This is a genomic window from Rhizobium sp. FKL33, from assembly GCF_005222915.1.
Taxonomy (GTDB): Bacteria; Pseudomonadota; Alphaproteobacteria; order Rhizobiales; family Rhizobiaceae; genus Rhizobium_E.
The window spans coordinates 72032-92419 of record NZ_STFX01000052.1; the positions used below are offsets into that span (position 1 = coordinate 72032).

Annotated in this window: 19 protein-coding genes; 8 read left to right on the top strand and 11 right to left on the bottom strand. The window is 62.3% G+C overall.

Annotated features, from left to right (window positions below; genetic code table 11):
• Nucleotides 1-14: 14 nt before the first annotated feature.
• The 3 genes from E8Q41_RS23125 to E8Q41_RS23135 are packed head-to-tail and all read right to left on the bottom strand — an operon-like array spanning nucleotide 15 to nucleotide 4570.
• On the bottom strand, nucleotides 15-248 hold the full coding sequence (locus E8Q41_RS23125) for a ribbon-helix-helix domain-containing protein (RefSeq protein WP_137157926.1): 234 nt from the start codon (nucleotides 246-248) through the stop codon (nucleotides 15-17).
• A gap of 12 nt (nucleotides 249-260) precedes the next feature.
• Nucleotides 261-3398 (bottom strand): efflux RND transporter permease subunit, encoded by a 3138-nt coding sequence (locus tag E8Q41_RS23130; RefSeq protein WP_137157927.1) that lies wholly within the window; start codon nucleotides 3396-3398, stop codon nucleotides 261-263.
• The gene (locus tag E8Q41_RS23135) at nucleotides 3395-4570 is read right to left on the bottom strand and encodes an efflux RND transporter periplasmic adaptor subunit (RefSeq protein ID WP_137157928.1); all 1176 of its coding nucleotides are present in this window, start codon (nucleotides 4568-4570) and stop codon (nucleotides 3395-3397) included. The genes E8Q41_RS23130 and E8Q41_RS23135 overlap by 4 nt, the downstream gene beginning before the upstream one ends.
• A gap of 208 nt (nucleotides 4571-4778) precedes the next feature.
• On the opposite strand from E8Q41_RS23135, the gene add reads away from it, so the two are divergent.
• The gene (gene add / locus E8Q41_RS23140) at nucleotides 4779-5828 is read left to right on the top strand and encodes an adenosine deaminase (RefSeq protein WP_170976591.1); all 1050 of its coding nucleotides are present in this window, start codon (nucleotides 4779-4781) and stop codon (nucleotides 5826-5828) included.
• A 54-nt stretch (nucleotides 5829-5882) separates the two neighbouring features.
• Nucleotides 5883-8558, top strand: coding sequence for a UvrD-helicase domain-containing protein (locus tag E8Q41_RS23145; protein WP_137157930.1), 2676 nt, complete (start codon nucleotides 5883-5885; stop codon nucleotides 8556-8558).
• Between the two features lie 25 nt (nucleotides 8559-8583).
• Here the strand turns inward: E8Q41_RS23145 and E8Q41_RS23150 are convergent, their stop codons facing one another.
• Nucleotides 8584-8814 carry a hypothetical protein gene (locus tag E8Q41_RS23150; RefSeq protein WP_137157931.1) on the bottom strand — a complete coding sequence of 77 codons (231 nt, stop codon included), beginning with the start codon at nucleotides 8812-8814 and terminating at the stop codon, nucleotides 8584-8586.
• A 200-nt stretch (nucleotides 8815-9014) separates the two neighbouring features.
• Here E8Q41_RS23150 and E8Q41_RS23155 point away from each other — a divergent pair, with 200 nt between their 5' ends.
• The 3 genes from E8Q41_RS23155 to E8Q41_RS23165 all read left to right on the top strand — a co-directional run bounded on the left by E8Q41_RS23155 (nucleotide 9015) and on the right by E8Q41_RS23165 (nucleotide 11520).
• Nucleotides 9015-10472, top strand: coding sequence for an FkbM family methyltransferase (locus E8Q41_RS23155; RefSeq protein ID WP_137157932.1), 1458 nt, complete (start codon nucleotides 9015-9017; stop codon nucleotides 10470-10472).
• A gap of 301 nt (nucleotides 10473-10773) precedes the next feature.
• The gene (locus tag E8Q41_RS23160; RefSeq protein WP_137157933.1) at nucleotides 10774-11067 is read left to right on the top strand and encodes an HdeA/HdeB family chaperone; all 294 of its coding nucleotides are present in this window, start codon (nucleotides 10774-10776) and stop codon (nucleotides 11065-11067) included.
• Nucleotides 11068-11106: 39 nt separating this feature from the next.
• Entirely contained in the window at nucleotides 11107-11520 is a 414-nt protein-coding gene (locus tag E8Q41_RS23165) for a hypothetical protein (RefSeq protein WP_137157934.1), read from the top strand.
• Nucleotides 11521-11555: 35 nt separating this feature from the next.
• Here E8Q41_RS23165 and E8Q41_RS23170 read toward each other — a convergent pair whose 3' ends face one another.
• Nucleotides 11556-12344 (bottom strand): polysaccharide deacetylase family protein, encoded by a 789-nt coding sequence (locus E8Q41_RS23170; RefSeq protein ID WP_137157980.1) that lies wholly within the window; start codon nucleotides 12342-12344, stop codon nucleotides 11556-11558.
• Nucleotides 12345-12478: 134 nt separating this feature from the next.
• Between E8Q41_RS23170 and E8Q41_RS23175 the strand changes: the two genes are divergently transcribed.
• Nucleotides 12479-14575, top strand: a complete 2097-nt coding sequence (locus E8Q41_RS23175) for a S9 family peptidase (protein ID WP_137157935.1) — start codon at nucleotides 12479-12481, stop codon at nucleotides 14573-14575.
• A 175-nt stretch (nucleotides 14576-14750) separates the two neighbouring features.
• Nucleotides 14751-15872 (top strand): TadE/TadG family type IV pilus assembly protein, encoded by a 1122-nt coding sequence (locus tag E8Q41_RS23180; RefSeq protein WP_137157936.1) that lies wholly within the window; start codon nucleotides 14751-14753, stop codon nucleotides 15870-15872.
• 39 nt (nucleotides 15873-15911) lie between these two features.
• On the opposite strand, the gene E8Q41_RS23185 is transcribed toward E8Q41_RS23180, so the two are convergent.
• The 5 genes from E8Q41_RS23185 to E8Q41_RS23205 all read right to left on the bottom strand — a co-directional run bounded on the left by E8Q41_RS23185 (nucleotide 15912) and on the right by E8Q41_RS23205 (nucleotide 19114).
• A complete protein-coding gene (locus E8Q41_RS23185; RefSeq protein WP_137157937.1) occupies nucleotides 15912-16439 on the bottom strand; it encodes a GNAT family N-acetyltransferase in 528 nt (175 codons plus the stop codon).
• Nucleotides 16436-16714 carry a DUF1778 domain-containing protein gene (locus E8Q41_RS23190; protein ID WP_137157938.1) on the bottom strand — a complete coding sequence of 93 codons (279 nt, stop codon included), beginning with the start codon at nucleotides 16712-16714 and terminating at the stop codon, nucleotides 16436-16438. Before E8Q41_RS23190 ends, E8Q41_RS23185 begins: the two co-directional genes overlap by 4 nt.
• 129 nt (nucleotides 16715-16843) lie before the next feature.
• Nucleotides 16844-17755 carry a cytochrome c gene (locus tag E8Q41_RS23195; protein WP_137157939.1) on the bottom strand — a complete coding sequence of 304 codons (912 nt, stop codon included), beginning with the start codon at nucleotides 17753-17755 and terminating at the stop codon, nucleotides 16844-16846.
• A 62-nt stretch (nucleotides 17756-17817) separates the two neighbouring features.
• The gene (locus tag E8Q41_RS23200; RefSeq protein ID WP_137157940.1) at nucleotides 17818-18255 is read right to left on the bottom strand and encodes a cytochrome c; all 438 of its coding nucleotides are present in this window, start codon (nucleotides 18253-18255) and stop codon (nucleotides 17818-17820) included.
• A 256-nt stretch (nucleotides 18256-18511) separates the two neighbouring features.
• Nucleotides 18512-19114: a superoxide dismutase gene (locus E8Q41_RS23205; protein ID WP_137157941.1), complete on the bottom strand. Its 603-nt coding sequence runs from the start codon at nucleotides 19112-19114 to the stop codon at nucleotides 18512-18514.
• Nucleotides 19115-19294: 180 nt separating this feature from the next.
• Here E8Q41_RS23205 and E8Q41_RS23210 point away from each other — a divergent pair, with 180 nt between their 5' ends.
• A complete protein-coding gene (locus E8Q41_RS23210) occupies nucleotides 19295-19708 on the top strand; it encodes a hypothetical protein (protein ID WP_205910417.1) in 414 nt (137 codons plus the stop codon).
• Nucleotides 19709-19780: 72 nt separating this feature from the next.
• Here E8Q41_RS23210 and E8Q41_RS23215 read toward each other — a convergent pair whose 3' ends face one another.
• Complete coding sequence (locus E8Q41_RS23215) at nucleotides 19781-20326, bottom strand: MarR family transcriptional regulator (RefSeq protein WP_137157942.1); 546 nt, start codon at nucleotides 20324-20326, stop codon at nucleotides 19781-19783.
• Nucleotides 20327-20388: the final 62 nt, after the last annotated feature.

Below are 20388 nucleotides of genomic sequence, written 5' to 3' on the forward strand. Positions count from 1 at the left end.
GCGCTCGATCTCCCTCAATCACCCGCCGGCGGTGGCCCGGCCCGGTTTCTCACGGCGCGAAGCACATAGACCCGGAGCGCGGACGAAAGATTGTCGCCCTCGTCGCGGCCCTCGTCGACTTCGGCGATCAGGCCGGCGAGCGACAGGCCGCGTTCGGCCGCGATGGCGCGAAGCTCGGCATGAAACTCCTCTTCGAGGGAGAAGGACGTGCGGTGGCCGTTCAGCGTCACTGAACATTTGCGGATCATCGTCGCCTCCGGTCACGCGGCCGCGAGCGGCATGTCGTCAAGGTCGCGCGCCTCCGCCTCGCTCATTTCCCGCGCCAACCTCTCCTCTTCATGCGCATGCGGTTTGGTCAGTCCGGCGATCAGCAGATAGGCGACCGGCGTGATGTAAAGCGTGACCAGCGTGGCGAGGCCCAGACCGCCGACGATCACCCAGCCGAGCGCCACGCGCGCTTCTGCGCCCGCGCCCACGGCCAGCGTCAGCGGCACCCCGCCGAGCACCGTGGCGATCATCGTCATCATCACAGGCCTCAAGCGTATGCGGCAGGCGTTGCGGATGGCGTCGCCCACCGATTGGCCTTCGTCGCGGAGCTGATTGGCGAATTCGACGATCAGGATGCCGTTCTTGGCCATGATGCCGACCAGCAACACCAGGCCGATCTGGCTGTAGATATTGACGCTCTGGCCAGTGAGAGCCATGGCGAACACCGCGCAGGCCAGCCCCAGCGGCACGGTGGCCATGATGATCACCGCCGACAGGAAACTCTCGAACTGCGCCGCCAGCACCAGGAAGATGATCACCAGCGCAAAGCCGAACACCAGCACCATGCCGGAGGAGCTGTCGCCGAGGGTTGCGGCCTCGGACAGCGGCAGCAGCCCGACCCCATCAGGCAGCGTCTTGGCCGCGATGGATTGCGCCAGCGCCAGCGCATCGCCGAGACCGAGATCGCCCTTGGGGCTGGCCGTGATGCTGACGGCGCGGGTCTGGTTCTCGCGGGCGAGCTGCGGCGGGATCGACCGTTCCTGTAGCGTGGCGACGGTGGAGAGCGGCACGAATTTGCCGTCGGTGGTCTTCAGGAAGATGTTTTCGAGATCCTGCGGATCGTTGACCGGATTGCTCGACGAGGTCAGGAACAGGGCGATGCGGCGGCCGTCGAGGAACACGTCGCCGATGCTGGAGCCGCTGAGCAGCGCCTGTAGCGCCGACGCCAGTCCGTTGATGTCGACGCCGATATCGGCGGCGCGCTCGCGATCGATATTGACCGAGATCTGCGCCTGGGTCGGGTCGGCGTCCAGCCGCACCAGCTCGAAACGGCCGGTGGCGTTGAGCGCGTCGATCATCTTGGCGGCGGAGGCGTAAAGCGCGTCATAGTCGTTGCCCGTGAGCGCAAAATTCAAGCCGCCGCCGGCGCCGCGAATGCCGAGACTGTTGGGCTGCACGATATTGGCCTGCAGCGCGGGCGCGACGCGCAGCGCCGCGCGCACGTCGTCGGAAATCTCCGCCTGGCTGCGGACGCGCTTTTCCCAGGGCGCCAGCGTCAGCACCATGAAGCCGGAATTGGCGTTGCCGCCTTGCCCCGAAATCACGAACATGTTGACGACCTCGCCGGAATCGACGAGCGGCTGCAATTCGGCCTGCACCCGGCGCAACTGCTCTTCGGTGTAAGCGAGGCTCGATCCCTGCGGCGTCTGGGCGCGGACCAGCACTGTCGCCCGGTCCTCGCGCGGCGTCAGTTCCTGCGGCAGCGCGAAGAAGGTCACAGCCGCGGCGAAGGAAAACAGCAGCGACAGCGCAATCACCGGCCCCGGCGCAGCCAGCATCACGGCGAGCGATTTCTCATAGATATAGGCGAAGCCGCGGCCGAAGGCGCCGATCAGACCGCCGCTGCCGCCATGCTCGATGTCCTGCGCGCCGATGAAGCGCGAGGCGAGCATCGGGCAGAGCGTCAGCGCCACGACGCCCGACAACATCACCGAGATCGCCAGCGCAAAGCCGAATTCACGGAACAGTCCGCCGGCCTGTCCGGGCAGGAAGGCGAGCGGCACGAAGACGGCGGCGAGCGTGATCGTGGTCGCCACCACGGCGAAGAACACCTGCTGTGTGCCGAGCACTGCCGCCGCGCGCGGACCCATGCCCTGGGCGCGGAAGCGCACGATGTTTTCGAGCACCACGATCGCGTCGTCCACCACCATGCCGGTGGCGAGCACGATGGCGAGCAGCGTCAGGATATTGATCGAGAAACCGGCGAGATAAAGCGCCGCCAGCGTGCCGATCAGCGCCACCGGCATGGTGATCGTCGGGATCAGCGTCGCCGACAGGCTGCGCAGGAAAAGATAGATCACCGCCACCACGATGACCACGGCCAGCACCAGCGACACCACCACTTCGTGAATGGCGCCGCGAATGAAGTTGGCGTCGTCGGAGGTGACGCGGATCGTCATGCCCTCGGGCAAGGTCTTGGAGATCTCGGCCACGGCGGCGCGGATGCCCCGGGAAATGTCGAGCGTGTTGGACTGCGCCTGGCGGATGACGCCGAGGCCGACGCCCGGCGCGCCGTTGGAGCGCAGCGACGAGGTGCCCTCTTCGGCGCCGAGCGACACGTCGGCCACGTCGCCGAGCCGCACGCGGCCGGAAATGATCAGTTTCTCGAAGGCTTCCGGCGTGGTGATGTCGGAGGTGGCGCGCACGACGATGTCGGTCTGGGCGCTTTCGATGGAGCCCGCCGGCACGTCGAGCGCGGCATTGGCGAGCGCCGTGCGGATATCGGCGATGGTCAGGCCGCGGCTTGCGAGTTTCGCCTGGTTGATGTCGATGCGGAACGCCTTTTCGCGCTCGCCGTAATATTGCAGATCGGCGACGCCCTCGACGGTGGCGAGCCGCGGCTCGATCTTGTCCTCTATATAGACGGTCAGGTCTTCGGGTCGCATCGTGGTCGAGGTGACCGCGAGCCGCATGACCGGCTGCGAATCCGAATCCGCCTTGATGATGCGCGGCGCGGTCACATCCTCGGGCAGCGTGTCGTTGACGCGGCCAAGCGCATCGCGAACGTCAGCCGCCGCCGCCGCGAGATCGGTGGTGTCGGTGAATTCGAGCGTCACGCGGCTGGAGCCGAAGGCGGAGACGGAGGACACGGATTTGAGCCCTGTCACCCGCGCCACCGCGCCTTCGATGACGTCGGTGACTTCGCGGTCGATGGTTTCGGGCGATGCGCCGTTGAGTTCCGTGCGCACGGTGATCACGGGCTGGTCGACGGACGGCAATTCGCGCACTTCGACGCCGCTCAGCGCTGCAAGCCCCGCCACCACGATCAAGGCGTTGACGACGAGCGCGAGGATCGGGCGTCGGACGAAGAGCGCGGCCGAAAAGGCCTGTTTCAGCGCGCCGCCGCTCATGGTTTCACCGTGGGCGCGGCGTCCGCCACCTTATCGGCGTCCTTTTTCTTTTCGCCGTAGATCTGCACCTCGGCGCCGTTGCGCAACCGCTGCAGGCCCTCGGTGACGATCATGTCGCCGGCGGCAAGCTTGGCGTCGACCAGAACACGATCGGGATTGCGCTCGATCACGGCGGCGGCCACGCGCTCGACCTTGTGATCCCGAACGCGCCACACGAAGGAGCCCTGGCTATCCCATTGCACCGACAGCGGACTGACGCTTGGCCAGCGGTCGCCGCCGAGCGCCAGCGTCACCTCGAAGGATTGGCCGGCGCGCAACTCGTCACCGTCATTGGCGATCTCGGCGCGCAGATGAATGGTGCGGCTGGCGGGATCGATGCGATTGTCGATGGCCGCGATCTTGCCCACATAGCTCTTGCCCGGCCGGGCGATCGGCTGCGCCGATATCTCCTGCCCCTCCTCGACCAGTCCCGCAAAGCGCTCCGGCGCCCAGAAATCGACCAGCAGCCGCGACCGGTCGTCGACCGTCACGATCTGCGTGGCGGAGGTGATGTAATCGCCCTTGGTGATGTTGACGATGCCGGCGACGCCGTCGATCGGCGAGCGGATCAGTCGGCGTTCGAGATTGACGTCGGCCTCGGCCACGGCGAGACGCGCGGTCTCCACCGCCGCTTCCGCCACCTGCAGGTCGGCGCCCGAGACGATCTTCTTGAGATCGCGGTTGCGGGTCAGCGTCGTCTCGGCGCTTTGCAGCTCGACCTTGGCGCGATCAAGCGCAATCTTCTCGACCTCGTCGTCGAGCCGGGCCAGCACCTGCCCCTGCTTCACCCGATCGCCGGCATTGACCATCACTTCGGCGATCTGGCCGGACACGAACGGGGTCACCGCAACCGAACGGATGGCGTCGCCATCGCCGAGCGCGGTCAGCCGGTCATTGACGCGTCCCTCGCCCGCGGGTTCGACCACCACGACCAGCGGCCCTTGATTGCGGCGGCGATTGTTGGATTGGGCCGGCTGCGCATCCGGCTCCTCACGCGCCACCAGAGCGATCACCGGATCGGGCACGCCGATGGAGCGGGCGAGCGATGCGGAGCCCGGCATGAAATGCATGAGGATCAATGCGCCCACCACAAAAAACACGAGGCCGGTGAGGATCTGGACGAGATATCGCATTCATGTCTCCAGTCTTGCGCCGCCGGGTGTTTACGACTTTTGAAACTCCCCGGATCTGCTTATCCGCAATTCGCTCGCCTGCGACAAGCATATGCGCCCGACATAACCGAATTGTAATGATCGCAATCCGCTGCGCCTTGACAAAACCTCGTAATGGGAGATTTTTTAGGCAGACCATCAGAGCGCACAGATTTCGAGCAGGACTATGATGTCGACACACCAAGAATTCCTTCGTGGCCTGCCGAAGATGGAAATGCATCTGCACCTCGAAGGTTCGATCAGACCAAGCACGGCAGCAGCACTGGCGCATCAAAACAACGTGATGTTGCCGCCGCACGACAAAGTCGAAGATCTATATCACTATCGCGATCTTAAGGAATTCCTCGATATCTACACCGCCGTCTCCGACAGCGTGCTCAGTGCGGACGATTACAGGCGCATAACCTATGAAATGCTGGAGAGCTGCGCCTCAAACAATGCCCGCTACGTCGAATTCTTCTTTTCGCCCCAGGTGCATTTCGTCCATGGGGTGAGCTTCGACACGATGATCGGCGGCATCACCACCGGCATGGATGACGCGAAAGCCGATTTCGGCGTCGAAAGCCGCATCGTCCCCGGCGTCAACAGAGAACTCGGTCCCGCCGCCGGCGAAGAGCTTCTCGACATGATCCTCGCGCGCAAGGAGGAGCGGCTGATCGGAATCGGCCTCGATTTCCTCGAAGCGCCGTTCCCGCCCGAACCCTATGGCGATCTTTTCGCCCGCGCCCGCAAGGCCGGGCTGAAGGTCACGGCGCATGCCGGCGAAAGCGGCCCCGCCGCCTATATCGCCGGCTCGATCGACGCGCTCGGCGTCCGCCGCATCGATCACGGCTATCATGTGGTGACCGACGAGGCGCTGATGCGCCGCTGCCGGGATGAAGGCATCCTCTTCACCTGCTGCCCATCCACCGCGGCGGTCACCTCACCCTGGACGGTCCTCGACGCCGACCATCCGATCCGCAAGATGGCCGATTTCGGCTTGAGGCTGACGATCAATTCCGACGACCCGCCGATGTTTTCCACCGATCTCGGCGAGGAATATCGCAAGGCGCATGATCTCCTCGGCTTTTCGCCCGACATGCTGCGCCGCTCCATTCTCGACGGCATCGAGGGCAGTTGGCTCGACGACGGCGAAAAACGGGCGCTCTCGGTGGATTGGGCAAGGGAAATCGACGCGCTGATCGCGGAATTTCGGTCGATCCCCTCCCTTTCGACATGAACAAAGCGGAAACTGTCGCTGGCCATCGGCAGCCGAATCACTACATTAGGCGGCATGACCAGTGGTTTCGACGACATTCCCTTCTTTGACGAGGAGCCGGACGCCCCGTCCGCGCGCCCCAGGACCAATCGCGAGCCCGCGCCGGAACGCGGCGGCGGCAGCGGCATCGCCGCCCGGGCGCTGGCCGCCCGCAATGGCGCGGTGGCCCGGCCATCCTATCTCGAAGGACTGAACCCCGAGCAGCTGCGCGCTGTCGAAACGCTGGACGGCCCGGTTCTGGTGCTCGCCGGCGCCGGCACCGGCAAGACCCGCGTGCTCACCACCCGCATCGCGCATATCCTCGCTACCGGCCGGGCCTATCCCAGCCAGATCCTCGCGGTGACCTTCACCAACAAGGCGGCGCGAGAAATGCGCGAGCGCATCACCCATCTCGCCGGCGAAGTCGTCGAAGGCATGCCCTGGCTCGGCACCTTCCACTCGATCGGGGTGAAATTCCTGCGCCGGCACGCCGAACTCGTATCGCTGCGCTCGGACTTCACCATTCTCGATCAGGACGACGTGCTCCGGCTGATCAAGCAGCTGATCCAGGCCGAAGGCCTGGACGACAAGCGCTGGCCGGCCCGGCAATTCGCGCTGATGATCGACGGCTGGAAGAACAAGGGTCTCGATCCCAGCCAGATCCCCGAAGGCGATTCCCGCGCCTTCGCAAACGGCAAGGGGCGCGCGCTCTACACCGCCTATCAGAACCGGCTGCTCAGCCTGAACGCCTGCGATTTCGGCGATCTCCTGATGCATCCGATCCGCATCCTGAAGACCAATCCCGACATTCTCGCCGATTACCAGGGCCGGTTTCGCTACATTCTGGTCGACGAATATCAGGACACCAACTCGGCGCAATATATGTGGCTCAGGCTGCTGGCGCAGCGCCCGGGGAGAAAGAGCCCCTCCCCAACCCCTCCCCACAAGGGGGCGGGGCTTGGAGCCCGCGGCGACCATTTCGGCGCGACCTCGGACACAGATGTCGTGGATGGCGAGGATTTTCCCGGCGACGCGCCGCAGCCAGACTCCCTCCCCCCTGTGGGGAGGGTTGGGGAGGGGTCTTCATCACGCGCCTCCGTCAATATCTGCTGCGTCGGGGACGACGATCAGGCGATCTATGGCTGGCGCGGCGCCGATGTCGACAATATCCTCCGCTTCGAGAAGGATTTCCCGGGCGCCGCCGTCATCCGGCTCGAGCGCAACTACCGCTCCACCGCCCATATTCTCGGCGCGTCGGGCTTCCTGATCGCCCATAACGAGGGTCGGCTCGGCAAGACGCTGTTCACCGAACGCCACGACCCCGACGACGAGAAGGTGCAGGTGCACGCCGCCTGGGATTCCGAGGAAGAAGCCCGCGCCATCGGCGAAGAGATCGAGCGTCTGCAGCGCGGCGACGGAGCCGATGGGGCCAAGCATCTCCTCAACAACATGGCGATCCTCGTGCGCGCCTCTTTCCAGATGCGCGAATTCGAAGACCGCTTCGTGACATTGGGGCTGAACTACCGCGTCATCGGCGGCCCGCGCTTCTATGAGCGCCTCGAAATCCGCGACGCCATGGCCTATTTCCGGCTGGTCTGCCAACCCGCCGACGATCTCGCTTTCGAGCGCATCGTCAATACGCCGAAGCGCGGCCTCGGCGACACCACGGTGCGCAATCTCCACGACTATGCCCGCGCCCGCAACATTCCCATGCTGGCGGCCGCCGCCGACATGGTCGAGACCGAGGAACTGAAGCCCAAGGCGCGCAAGGCGCTGTTCGATGTCGTGGCCAATTTCCAGCGCTGGCAGAAGCTGCTCGAAACCATGCCCCATACCGAACTCGCCGAGCAAATCCTCGAAGAGAGCGGCTATACCGACATGTGGAAGAACGACAAGACGGCCGAAGCGCCGGGTCGTCTCGAAAACCTCAAGGAACTCATCCGCTCGATGGATTCTTTCGAGAGCATGCGCGGCTTCCTCGAACATGTCTCGCTGGTCATGGACGCCGAGCAGAATGAGGAGATGGACGCCGTCTCGATCATGACACTGCATTCGGCCAAGGGGCTGGAATTCGACACGGTATTCCTGCCGGGCTGGGAGGAAGGCCTGTTTCCGCATCAGCGCGCGCTCGACGAAGGCGGCCGCAACGGGCTGGAGGAAGAGCGCCGGCTCGCTTATGTCGGCCTGACCCGCGCCAAGAAGCGGCTGCATATCTGGTTTGTGTCCAACCGCCGCATCCACGGCCTCTGGCAATCGACCATTCCCTCGCGCTTCCTGGATGAACTGCCGCCCGATCATGTCGAAGTCGCCGAAGCCGAGCAGAGCTATGGCGGCTATGGAAGGGGCAATCCTTACGGCCAGTCGCGCTTCGACAAGCAGGAGCCGTTCGCCTCGTCCTATTCCTCCCCCGGCTGGCAGCGCGCCCAGGCCAACAAGACCGAGGCGACCCGCAGCAACTGGGGCAACCGCTCTGGCGTATCGGTGGAGCGCGTCGGTTATGGCGAAGCCGGCCCCACCGGCCGCGTCATCCAGGGCGAGCTGATCGCAAAATCCAAGGTCGACGAACCCTCGAAATTCTCGATCGGCGACCGCGTCTTCCACATCAAATTCGGCAACGGCAATGTCGCGGCCATCGACGGCAACAAGCTGACGATCGATTTCGACCGGGCGGGACAGAAGCGGGTGCTGGACGGGTTCGTGGAGAGGGCGTGAGGGGGCTAAAGCCCCCTTTGTCTGCTTAGGCCGAAAACGTCACCGTCACGCCGCGCTGACGGAAATAGGCCTGCATCAGCTTGCGGCCGGAGCGGTTGTTCTGCACGAGCTTGGTCGGATCGAACACCGCTTCCCTGAGCCCGGCTTCCGCGAGCGCTGTCTTGAGCGCGGCGATGCGCGGGTCGAGATCCTCGTTATCGGCGCGCAGCGAGTCGTAAATGCTGTTGATGGCGGCTTCGACGGTCGGGTTGCTCACGGATAATCTCCTGTCATGTCGTTTTCGGCGCCGGGCGCCGGCTTGGAGAGACCCTATCGGGGTGATTGCAGCGCGCGTCAAGGGCGACCGTGCGATGGCGACGCCGCACGCACTCCATTCGGCTTCTCATATATTCGAAAGCCCTACACAAGCGCAGCGAATTACAACACCGGACACAAAATGCGTGTTCCGGAAAAACCATGAACCAGCCGCTCCCCACCTGGACGATCACCCTCAAAGACGGCGTCGGCGTTGTTGCGAACGCCGATGTGCGACGTATGACGTCTTATGTGTTGCTCGAACAGGAAGACTGGTTTGAAGCCGAAATGGATTTCATCCGTGCGCTCGCCACTTCTGACATGCAAGCCCTGGACATCGGCGCCAATCACGGCGTCTATGCGCTGACGATTGCAAACCGGCTCACCTCAGGACATGTCTGGGCCTTCGAGCCGACCTCTGCGCCGGGCGGAATGCTTGCGAAGAGCATCGCCGACAGCAGGCTCTCCGATCGCCTGACGCTTGTTGCGGCGGGCCTCTCCGATCGCGACGGCGAAGCCGACATTTCGATCTCCGGCAATAGCGAGACCAATTCGCTGCACACGCGGGGCCCCGCAGCCGAGCGCATCCGTCTCTATGCGCTCGACGAATTCTGGCGCCGGGCGGGACTGGTCCCCGACATCGATTTCGTCAAGCTCGACGCCGAGGGGGAGGAAATCGCCATTCTCAAGGGTGGCGACGACTTTTTCCGCAGCCGCTCTCCCCTGCTCATGTTCGAATTGCGGCATGGCTCGGCTGTCAATCACGGGCTCATCGAAGCCGTGACCGGGCTGGGCTACGATCTCTATAGGCTGGTCCCCGGTCTCAATGCGCTCGCGTCCTATGATCCCCGGCACGCGGATGGATTTCTACTCAATCTTTTCGCCTGCAAACCGGATCGGGCCCAACGCCTCGCCGCGCGCGGACTGCTCGTCGATCCAGAAGCGAACACTGATGCGCCGCGGCCGGATCTGCCTGAACTCCTTCTGCGCCAGCACTGGGCGCAGCCCTTCCTCCCCACCTGGATCGACCGCCTGTCGACGCTCACCCCCGCCTACACCCAAGCTCTCGGCGCGGCTTTGGCAGCCTCGGAGACGGCCATTCCCGCAGCGACGCGCTACACACTGTTGATGACTGCGTTCCAGGCGATTTCGGACATCACCGAGAGCGGCAAGGGCGACCTTCACCATTGGACGCTTCGCGTCAGGCTCGCCGATATCTTCGGCGCGCGCGCCACCGCGCTTCAGATTGCCGGCAGGCTGATGGAGCTGAACGACGCCGCTTATCGGACGATCGAATATCCGGTCCCGCCGCCCTCCTCGCGCTTCGACACGCGTCCATTCGGAGACGACTTTTCAGGCCTGAAAAGGATGATGCTTGAATATCATGAACTTAATCTCAGCTTCTCCTCCTATTTCACCGCGCCGTCGCCGCGATTGGTGGAGATCCTCAAAACATCTGGACATGATCCGGAATTCGACCGCCGCTTCGGCCTGATCGCCCGGCGCGCTGGGCGGGAAGCCAGCTACGCCGAGACGCACCCACTGTTTGCCTCCAGCTCCAGCCCCAATGCGGCGATCTGGCGGCAGATTTGCGCGGCGATCCACCGGGCGGCGTCATAGAATATCGGAGCTTCTCTTGTCTTTCCAGCAACAGGCTCATCTCCGGTGATGGTCAAATTCAACACATTCACTCGCCCGGAAAGTTGTTCGGCGCAGCGGCTATCACATCAGAGTAAATTCTCGAAAATCTCATCAGCGAGGCTTACGGCAATCACACAATCTCAACATTTTCAAAAACAGAAACAAGAATAAAAACACTGGATAGTTGCAACAATTAACCCATTGCCTCTTCATCGAATCCATTGACTCGATTTAGAAAATATTTGTAACTTCCCCTGCAGAAAATGAGGGGAAACAGCCTATGAGAAAGACGATCGCATCTATCGGCTTCAGCATTCTTATGCTGTGCGCAACACAGTCACATGCCGAAGTTTTGGACATGTCCACGCTGAAATGCTCCGACACGGCCAGCTGGTCCGAAGATGAAGCCGGCTTGGTGATGTTCTGGATGCACGGCTATTACGGCGGCAAGGCGGGAGACACGCGGGTCGACTTCGATGCGATTACCGCCGTTGCTGCGAAACTCTCCGAAGCCTGCGCCGCCAATCCCGATATCGGGCTGATGACGGCCTTGAAGACGGTTGTCGGTGAATAAACGCGACCGAGTTAACCTCAATCATATGGCAGGTGAAGCATGCGCGCTATTTCCAGAGCGGCGGCTGTGATTCTTTTGGCGGCGACCTGCATCAGCAGCGTTGGACCGTTGGGTGCCACGATGGCGCAGGCTGCGGCGTGTGAGGAGGCTCATGACCCTTCTCCGAATTCAGACGCGGCGACAGGCATCAATTTCCACAATGAAACGCCCTATGCCTTCCGGGTGTTCTGGATCGATTTCGATGGCTTCCTGAAGGAATATGGTCTGGTTCAACCGGGCGAAACTGCGAGCTTCAACACCTTCATCGGACATAAATGGATGGTCGAGCTCTACGCGTCGGAAGAACGTACGGAGTGCTTCGGACCGGTTGTTCCCCGGGACAACGAGAGCTGCGAAGCGCGTATTTTGTGGGATGACGGCATCGGCATCGACGCCGGCTACTGCGATTTCTGACAGGCTAGGTTCCGGCGGCCGCCCGTCCGACCCAATCAGAGACCTTTCGCCGAGAGCGTTTCCCGGCGTTCCGACAATTTCAGAAAGCGATAGCCTTTGGCTTTCAGCGCCAGCACACCCTTGACCACGCCCTCACCGGCCGCATGGGTCGGCTGGTTGATATGGGCGATGATCACATCGCCGTCGCGGGCCGAGGCGAAATGCTTGGCGGTCACCGATGCGCCGAGCAATGAGCCGCCGTCGCCATTGACCGAATAGCCGGCGATCTCGAAGCCCATTGCCTGGATTTGCTGGATGGATGTCCTGGTGTATTTGGCGGTGGCGCCGCGAAACCAGGTCGACCGCTTGCCGGTCGCTTTCACGATCGCCTCGGCGCCGGCCTCCACCTCGCGCGCCACCGCTTCCGGCGAACCGGCGGCCGCGATGCCATAGATGCTGGCGGGCCGATCGACCGCCGGTACATGGTTTTCGCCATGGTTCTCGATCTCGAACAGCTCGGGATGCGCCATCATTTTTGCCAACGGCTCGGGATTGCGCTTCAGCCAGCGGGCGGTGACGAAGATCGTCGCAGGAATCTGATTGTCGATCAGCATGTCGAGAATGCGGGCGTCGGTCTGGCCCATGCAGGCGTCGAAGGTCAGCGCCACCGCCGGCCCCTCACCCGGGATCTTGGCCATCACCAGCTTCGGCTCGAGGAGACGCGGGCCCTGTGTCTTGGCCGCAATGGCTGAAAGCGGCTTTACCGGCGTCGTCGGCGCCTCCGGCGTTCCGGCAAGAGCGGGCTGAGCCGCAAGCAGCGAAAACGCCAGCAGGCCGCGCGCCATCGAAATCGCCATGTCACTCATTCCTCTTGGTCCAGGGTCACGCCGGCAGCCCCGCGCTTGAAGTCGGGGGCGCGCGGCTTTATCTCTGACGCGAACGATTCAAACAATCGGTTAATTCAAAAAGAGAGTGTGCCTTGCCCGCCTTCAAAAATCTGCCGGAACCGCCCAGAGCCGCAAAGAAGCCCGTGACCGATACAAGGCACGGCGTCACGCGGACGGATGATTACGCCTGGCTCAGGGCGGAAAATTGGCAGGCGATGTTCAAGGACACCTCGATTCTCGACGCCGAGATCCGCGCCTATCTCGAGGCGGAAAACGCCTATCAGGACGCCGCGATGTCCGATACGGCCGATCTGCGCAAGAAACTGTTCGACGAAATGAAGGCCCGCATCAAGGAGGATGATTCCTCCGTGCCGATGAAGGACGGCCCTTTCGCCTATGGCACGCTTTATGTGAAGGGCGGCGAGCACGCCCATTATTTCCGCACCAAGCGCGACAAGGATGGCCTCAAGGAAATCCTGCTCAATGGCGATCGCGAAGCCGAGGGCAAGGCCTATTGCCGCTTCTCCGGCCTCGATCATGCGCCAGGCCATGACAAGGGCATCTGGGGCTTCGACGACAAGGGCTCGGAATATTTCACCCTGAAGATCCGCGACTTCAAGACCGGCAAGGACCTCGCCGATCTCATCGAGAACACCGGCGGCGGCGGCGTCTGGGCGCCGGATGGCAAGAGCTTCTTCTATACGCAGCTCGACGAGAACCACCGCCCGTCCAAGGTCTTCCACCACGTTCTCGGCCAGCCGCAATCCTCGGACCGGCTGGTCTATGAGGAACGCGATCCCGGCTTTTTCATGGGTGTAGGCGGCTCGATGCTCAACGACTTCGTCTTCGTCGACATCCACGACCACGAGACCTCGGAATATCGCCTCCTGTCGACCAAGAACCTCTCCGCCGAACCCATGCTGGTGGCCGAGCGCGTCGAGGGCGTCGAATATTCGATGAGCGAAGGCGGCGACGTCTTCTACATCCTCACCAATGACGGCGACGCCAAGGATTTCAAGATCATGCAGGCGCCGGTGAATGCGCCGGGCAAGGAAAACTGGACCGAGGTCGTGGCGCATCGCCCGGGCACGCTGATCCTGTCGGTGGAAGCCTATAAGGGCCATCTCGTCTGGATGGAGCGGCATGAGGGCTTGCCGCGCATCATGATCCGCGACCGCGTGAGCGGCGAGGATCATTCGATCGCATTCGCCGAGGAAGCCTATTCGCTCGGCCTGATCGGCGCGATGGAATATGACACGGACTGGATCCGCTTTTCCTATTCCTCGATGACCACGCCGTCGCAACTGTTCGACTACAATCTCAAGACCCGCGAGCGGGTGCTGCTCAAGACGCAGGAAGTGCCCTCGGGCCACAAGATCGACGATTACGTCACCCGCCGCGTCTTCGCGCCGACGGCCGATGGCGAGAAAGTGCCGGTCACGCTGCTCTATCGCAAGAACACCAAGCTCGACGGCGGCGCGCCCTGCCTGCTCTATGGCTATGGCGCCTATGGCATCTCCATTCCCGCCTCGTTCAACACCAACTGCCTGTCGCTGGTGAACCGAGGCTTCATCTACGCCATCGCCCATGTGCGCGGCGGCAAAGACAAGGGCTTCGCCTGGTATGAGAATGGCAAGATGGAGAACAAGAAGAACACCTTCTCCGACTTCATCGCCGCCGCCGATTTCCTCGTGCGCCAGCAATATACCTCCTTCGACCGCATCGTCGCCGAAGGCGGCTCCGCCGGCGGCATGCTGATGGGCGCGATCGTCAACATGGCCCCGGAAATGTTTGCGGGCGTCATCGCCGCCGTGCCCTTTGTCGACGTGCTCAACACCATGCTCGACGACACGCTGCCGCTGACGCCGCCGGAATGGCCGGAATGGGGCAACCCGATCGACAGCAAGGAGGAATATGACTACATCGCCTCCTACTCGCCCTATGACAATGTCGGCCCGAAAGCCTATCCGCCGATCCTGGCGCTCTCCGGTCTCACCGATCCGCGCGTGACCTATTGGGAGCCGACCAAATGGGTGGCGAAGCTGCGCGATCACACCACCTCCAAGAACCCGGTTCTGCTGAAAACCAATATGGGCGCCGGCCATGGCGGGGCGTCAGGCCGTTTCCAGCGGTTGGAAGAAGTCGCCTATGAATACGCCTTCGCTTTGAAGGTTGTCGGCAAGGACTGATCGGCAGAGACTTTCGGGACATGTGCGAACGGGCCGGCGACGGCCCGTTTTTCGTTTCCGCGGGTGCGGACATCCACGCTTCGCAACCTATATTATATTTTTATAATCATTAACCTGACAATAACAATCAGGTTGTACAATCAAAAGATAAGCAATTTATAATTTAGAGATACCCATGCGACCACCCTGTTTTTGCATATTGAAGAGGGCGCTGCTCTATCTGCTTCGCGACCGGAGCGGAAACATCGCCCTCACCTTCGCCTTGATCATGACGCCGCTTCTGGTCGCGGTCGGCTGCAGCCTTGATTATGTCCGGGCGATGAACGTCCGGACAAAGCTGCAGAACGATCTCGACGCCGCGCTGATCGCGGCCATCAAGGACATCGACACCAAGAACGAAACCGAGCTGAAAACCTCGGTCATCAACTGGATGACCGTCCTGCAAGGCAGCGCCAACGCCTACAGTCTCTCCGCGGAAGACATCGATCTCGACACGTCGTCATCGACCATCAAGGCCACGGTGCGCGGCGGCGTGCCCACCAGTTTCCTCAAGATGGCCGGCATCGACCGGGTCAACGTCGCGGCAGTCAGCGCCGTGCTCGGCGGAACCGCCGTCACCACCAAGAGCCCGCTGTCGCTCTATCTGGTTCTCGACCAGTCCGGGTCGATGGATGAAAACACCAATTCCACCTACACCACCACCTGCAGCTTCGGCTGGTGGACCTATCAGTGCACCCTCACCTATACGAAGATCGCCGCACTGAAGCTGGCGGTCGCCAGCTTGATGACGCAGCTCAGCACGGTGGATCCCGAGACGAAATATGTCCGCACCGGCGCCGTCTCCTACAACTCGCAAATGCGCGGCTATTCGGATCTCGCCTGGGGCACGTCGGCGGCGCTGACCTTCGTCAACGCGCTGGATGCGACCGGCGGCACCTCCTCAACAGACGCTTTCGCCAAAGCCTATGCCGCCGTCAGCGCCACGACGGAAGCGACGATCCACAAGCAGAAGAACGGCGGCAACCCGTCGCGCTATATCGTCTTCATGACCGACGGCGACAACAACAATAGCTCGGACGACACCGCCACCAAGCAATATTGCGACAAAGCCAAGGCGGCGGGCGTGGTGATCTACACCATCGCGCTGATGGCCCCGGCGAAAGGCCAGGCGCTGCTGAGATATTGCGCCTCGAGCACCGACACCTACTTCACGACCGACACCGCCAGCGGATTGGTCGCCGCCTTCCAGTCGATCGGCGAAAGCTCGTCCAAGACAATGTTGCGGCTGACGCAGTGAAAAGGATTTGGCGAGAGGCGATCTTGGCTTTTCATCGTGTTAGAGTAGACCTTTGGCGCGCAGGTCAGGCGCGAAGATCGCCAGCGGCATGACCAGAGTATGAGGCTTGTCCTTAAGCGGCTCCGCCCCGAACGAAGCGTACCAATCGGCGGCGCGGGCTCCTTTTGCGTCGATGATCAGCAGAACGCCGCCGCTTTCATTGGCGATCCGCAAACAGCGCAAGGCCGCAGCGGCCAGCAATTGTCCTCCCAGCCCTCGCCCCGCCACGGATAAATCCGTCGCTAGACGGGCAAGCCGGAAGCCGGGAACGTCATGCCGCGCCAGTCCCTTCGTCATCGATCGCGGCGCGGCTTCATGGACGACTGAAGCAGGCGCGATGGTGTAAAACCCGAGGACGCGGTTGGGAGAAGAATTGTCAACTGCGCAGAAGGTCTTGGCGGCGTTCTGTTCGTGTCCTTGTCGGGCAAAGCGCTGCAGAAATTCGTTCATCTGCGCGTCGCCACAATCGAAAGACGCCCGGTCATGAGTTTTGCGTATCGCCTCCTCACGCCAGGACGGTATGCTCATAGACTGTCCGGCAGAGCGTCGATTGCGGCCCGCAGTTTGGCGTTGGGCTTTGGCGGGTTTTCCAAGAGGTTGAGGATGCGCAGATAATCGCGCTCTGAGGCCTTGACGGCCTCCGCGTCCGCGATCACCGCTTCCGCTTCCCTGAGCGCAGACTGCGTCACGAAGTTAGTGAGGTCGGTATTGCGCAGAGAAGCCGCCCGCAACAATTTGGACTTTGTCTCTGCTGCGACCCGCAAGCTCATCCGCTCATTGTCTTCGACTGCTGCTCTCGGCATGGACGCCTCCGGTTGCGCGGATCACACTTTAGGCAAGCGCGCGCGCTGCGTCAATCGTACACTTTCAATGCGTACCCGGAGACTGCGTGGCTGTGCGTTGGCGCTGTAGCCTGAACTACCCCGGCCCGTCTACATTTTCGGAACAGCCTTCAGATACGCCGCGATCGCCTCGACATCCGCCTGGGGCAGCTTCGCCATGTTTTGCTGCACCTCGACCATGCTGCCGCCGACGGAATCATAGTCGGGGGTAAACCCGGTCTGCAGGTAAGTCACGATGTCCGCTTCGGACCAGTTTCCAATCTCGCCGCCGGGGGTGATGTTGGGGATTCGCCCTTCGCCCTCTGGATTGGGCGCTCCGGCCAGCCATGCGTCGGCTTTGAAGCCGCCCAGCGCGTCGCGCGGCGTATGGCATTCGCCGCAATGGCCTGGGCCTTCGACGATATATTGACCGCGTCGGACCTTGTCGTCCGCGTTGGCGAGCTCCACCCGCGGACTGTCGTTGAGGTAGAGGAATTTCCAGCCGCCAACTGCCAGCCGGATATTGAAGGGGAAGCCGAGCTCATGCGGCGGCGCGACATTGTCGCTTTTGGGCAGCGTTTTCAGATAGGCGAAGAGATCGGCCACATCCTGCACGCTCATGCGGCTATAGGAGCCATAGGGAAAGGATGGATAGAGATGCTCTCCCCCGGGACCCACGCCGCGCGTCATGGCGTCGCCGAACTCGGCCAGCGTCCAGCCGCCGATGCCGGCCTTTTCGTCAGGAGAGATATTGGGAACATGGAAGGTCCCGAACGGGCTCTTCAGCGCCAGGCCGCCGGCGAGCGTCAGCTTGGCGTCGTCCTTTGCGCCCGGCGCGGCATGACAGCTCACACAGCCGCCCATGGAGAACACGATCGCGCCCCGGGCGGCGTCGCCCGCGCCGGCCTGAGCCCAATGCTCCGCTGGCCAGGGTTGCGGCCGCGTGATGAACAGGAACGCGCCCGCGCCGATGACGCCAAGCCCGATCAAGCCCGCCAAAACCTTGACTGCCCGTTTCGCCATGTCTCGTCTCCACAAACGAAAGCCGCCGGCGCGAAGGCCGGCGGTCATTGCCTCCTAGGCGATTATTTCTTCAGACGGTAAGACTGATGGCAGGCGCCGCAATCCTTGCCGAGCACGCCCATCGCCGCGCCGACGCCGGCCTGATCGGCCGGAAGCTGGGCCAGAAGTGTCGCCGAATCGGCGGCGAGCTTGTCGGCATGCGCATCGAAATCGGCCTTGTTGGTCCAGATCGCCGGGCTGGCTTCCTTGGAGTCGTTTTCGGAGCCGGCCGGGAACAGCGTCTTGAAATGGGTGATCGAGGTGTTGATCGTGGTCAGCGCGCCCTTCACAGCTTCGGCGTCATAAGCGCTCTCGCCCTTGGCCACCTTGCCGAGCGTCGCCATGGCGCCGCCGATCTTTTCCATCGTGTGTTCGCGTTCCTCGCCGAAGCCAGCGGCCGAAACGACCGTGGTGGCGGAGATGAGACAGAGCGCCGTGGCGGCGATGAATTTCCTGAGCATATACCTCTCCTGGACTGTGATCTTGACCGATCCGGTCGGCGCGACAGATGAGCGCGCCCCATAGCAGTCGGATGGAATTCGCGTGAAACAAAATGATTTTTTTGTGAAGTGTCCGCATCCCCGGCGGGATTGACACGCCGGCGTCCGGAAACCGCCCGCTAAGCCCGGCATTGTCGTCGACCTGGAAACGGTATGTTCACAAATGCAAAAATCCCCGCGGACGCGAGCCAGCGGGGATTTTCGAAAACGATCAGCCTTACTTAACGGCGGCTTCGTACATTTCCAGCACGTAATCCCAGTTGATCAGGCTGTCGACGAAGGCTTCGAGATATTTCGGACGCGCATTGCGGTAGTCGATGTAGTAGGAATGCTCCCACACGTCGACGCCGAGGATCGGCTTGGCGCCATGCACGAGCGGGTTTTCGCCGTTCGGGGTCTTGGAGATTTCGAGCTTGCCGTCCTTGACAGAGAGCCAGGCCCAGCCGGAGCCGAACTGCGTCGTGCCGGCGGCGATGAAATCGGCGCGGAACTTGTCGTAGCCGCCGAGGTCGGAAGTGATCGCTGCGTCAAGCTTGCCCGGCAGGCTCTTGCCGCCGCCGTCCTTCTTCATCCACTTCCAGAAGTGGATGTGGTTGTAATGCTGGCCGGCATTGTTGAACAGGCCGGCATTCTTGCCGTAGGACTGCACCACGATCTCTTCGAGCGAGAGGCCGGCCATACCAGCTTCCTCGGCGAGCTTGTTGCCGTTGGTCACGTAAGCCATGTGATGCTTGTCGTGATGATATTCGAGCGTTTCCTTCGACATGAAGGGCGCGAGAGCTTCGTAATCATAGGGAAGCGGCGGCAATTCGAACGCCATGGCGGTCTCTCCTGTTATTCCTTGTGGAAGGTTGAAAACCCGTTCGGAACATAGGTTTGAGCAGCGCTGATGGCAACCGTTCACCCACAATAATTTGCCGCCCACGAAACCGCCTCAATGGATCCGCATTGTCTGATTGGGCGGCGCTGCGCCGTTGAAGAATCAACAGGAGACATCTTGATGCCATCCCGTAACATCCTCTTTCTGGCGGCAGCCGCGACATTGGCGCTCCCGATGGCCGCATCAGCATCCTCGCCGGACGCCTGGGCCGAATTCAACGAAACCGTGAAAACCAAATGCGCCGAAGCCGCCAAGGCGGAGTTCCGCCGCGTCGACGTCGTCGTCGATCCGACCGGCAGCGAGAGCTATGGGCTGGCGCTGGTTCACGGTCGCCTGAAGACGGAAAAAGCGCGCGGCGCGGTGCTTTGCGTCGTCGATAAAAAGACCGGCAAGGTCGAAATCGGCACGATGCTCGGCAAGGATGTCGTGCGCGTCATGCGGCCGAAACCCGCCGGCGCGGAGGCCAACAAGGCCGATGCTGCAAAACAGCCCGCCAACTCGGCTGACGATGACGCCGGCGCAGACGCCGAATAATCGAATCAGAGACAAAGGCCGGCGCCAGCCGGCCAAATACAATGGTCGCTCGCGCTCAATCCGGCGCTGTTTTCAGGCGGTTTCCAGATCCTCACCGACGCATTCCGGCGCAATCATCTCGGGACAGCCGGAGAAACTGCGGCCGCAGCGCTCTTCCCATTCCTGAGGCGGTTTGCCGTTGACGGCGCGCAGCGTGTAAATCACCTTCTGCATCAGAACGATGAAATTTTCCCGCTCCTCGGACGTCAGGCCAGACAGCGCCAATTCGTTGAGTTCGGTGGCTTTTTCCAGCGCTTCGGACCAGATCTCCTCGGCGCGGGACGTCAGCGACACTTTCTGGACGCGGGCGTCCTTTTCATAAGGGCGACGCACCACCAGACCGTCACGCTCCATGCGCGCCAGCGTGTTGGCGACCGTCGCCTGCTCCTGATCGAGCGCCTCGACAATATCCTTCTGAAGCGGAGAACCGGTCTGATCGATGGCGAGCATCACAGCGAATTGCGCCGGAGCAATGCCGAGAGTCTTGAGCCGGTCTTGCAGCAGAGACGCCATCAGACGAGACATCGTCTTGCAAAGGTAACCGGCATGCTCCTCCAACCGCATTTCATCCAGTCGCATCTACAACAATCTCCACTTCGGCAAGGCTGCCTTGCTTCTAGCACATATCTCGCCTATCAAAA

Coding starts and splice junctions, on each gene's coding strand:
- E8Q41_RS23195 (WP_137157939.1), bottom strand. CDS start 17,755: ATGGCGAAACGGGCAGTCAAGGTTTTGGCGGGCTTGATCGGGCTTGGC.
- E8Q41_RS23165 (WP_137157934.1), top strand. CDS start 11,107: ATGCGCGCTATTTCCAGAGCGGCGGCTGTGATTCTTTTGGCGGCGACC.
- E8Q41_RS23185 (WP_137157937.1), bottom strand. CDS start 16,439: ATGAGCATACCGTCCTGGCGTGAGGAGGCGATACGCAAAACTCATGAC.
- E8Q41_RS23180 (WP_137157936.1), top strand. CDS start 14,751: ATGCGACCACCCTGTTTTTGCATATTGAAGAGGGCGCTGCTCTATCTG.
- E8Q41_RS23130 (WP_137157927.1), bottom strand. CDS start 3,398: ATGAGCGGCGGCGCGCTGAAACAGGCCTTTTCGGCCGCGCTCTTCGTC.
- E8Q41_RS23135 (WP_137157928.1), bottom strand. CDS start 4,570: ATGCGATATCTCGTCCAGATCCTCACCGGCCTCGTGTTTTTTGTGGTG.
- E8Q41_RS23210 (WP_205910417.1), top strand. CDS start 19,295: ATGCCATCCCGTAACATCCTCTTTCTGGCGGCAGCCGCGACATTGGCG.
- E8Q41_RS23170 (WP_137157980.1), bottom strand. CDS start 12,344: ATGGCGCGCGGCCTGCTGGCGTTTTCGCTGCTTGCGGCTCAGCCCGCT.
- E8Q41_RS23215 (WP_137157942.1), bottom strand. CDS start 20,326: ATGCGACTGGATGAAATGCGGTTGGAGGAGCATGCCGGTTACCTTTGC.
- E8Q41_RS23190 (WP_137157938.1), bottom strand. CDS start 16,714: ATGCCGAGAGCAGCAGTCGAAGACAATGAGCGGATGAGCTTGCGGGTC.
- add (WP_170976591.1), top strand. CDS start 4,779: ATGTCGACACACCAAGAATTCCTTCGTGGCCTGCCGAAGATGGAAATG.
- E8Q41_RS23145 (WP_137157930.1), top strand. CDS start 5,883: ATGACCAGTGGTTTCGACGACATTCCCTTCTTTGACGAGGAGCCGGAC.
- E8Q41_RS23160 (WP_137157933.1), top strand. CDS start 10,774: ATGAGAAAGACGATCGCATCTATCGGCTTCAGCATTCTTATGCTGTGC.
- E8Q41_RS23125 (WP_137157926.1), bottom strand. CDS start 248: ATGATCCGCAAATGTTCAGTGACGCTGAACGGCCACCGCACGTCCTTC.
- E8Q41_RS23205 (WP_137157941.1), bottom strand. CDS start 19,114: ATGGCGTTCGAATTGCCGCCGCTTCCCTATGATTACGAAGCTCTCGCG.
- E8Q41_RS23155 (WP_137157932.1), top strand. CDS start 9,015: ATGAACCAGCCGCTCCCCACCTGGACGATCACCCTCAAAGACGGCGTC.
- E8Q41_RS23200 (WP_137157940.1), bottom strand. CDS start 18,255: ATGCTCAGGAAATTCATCGCCGCCACGGCGCTCTGTCTCATCTCCGCC.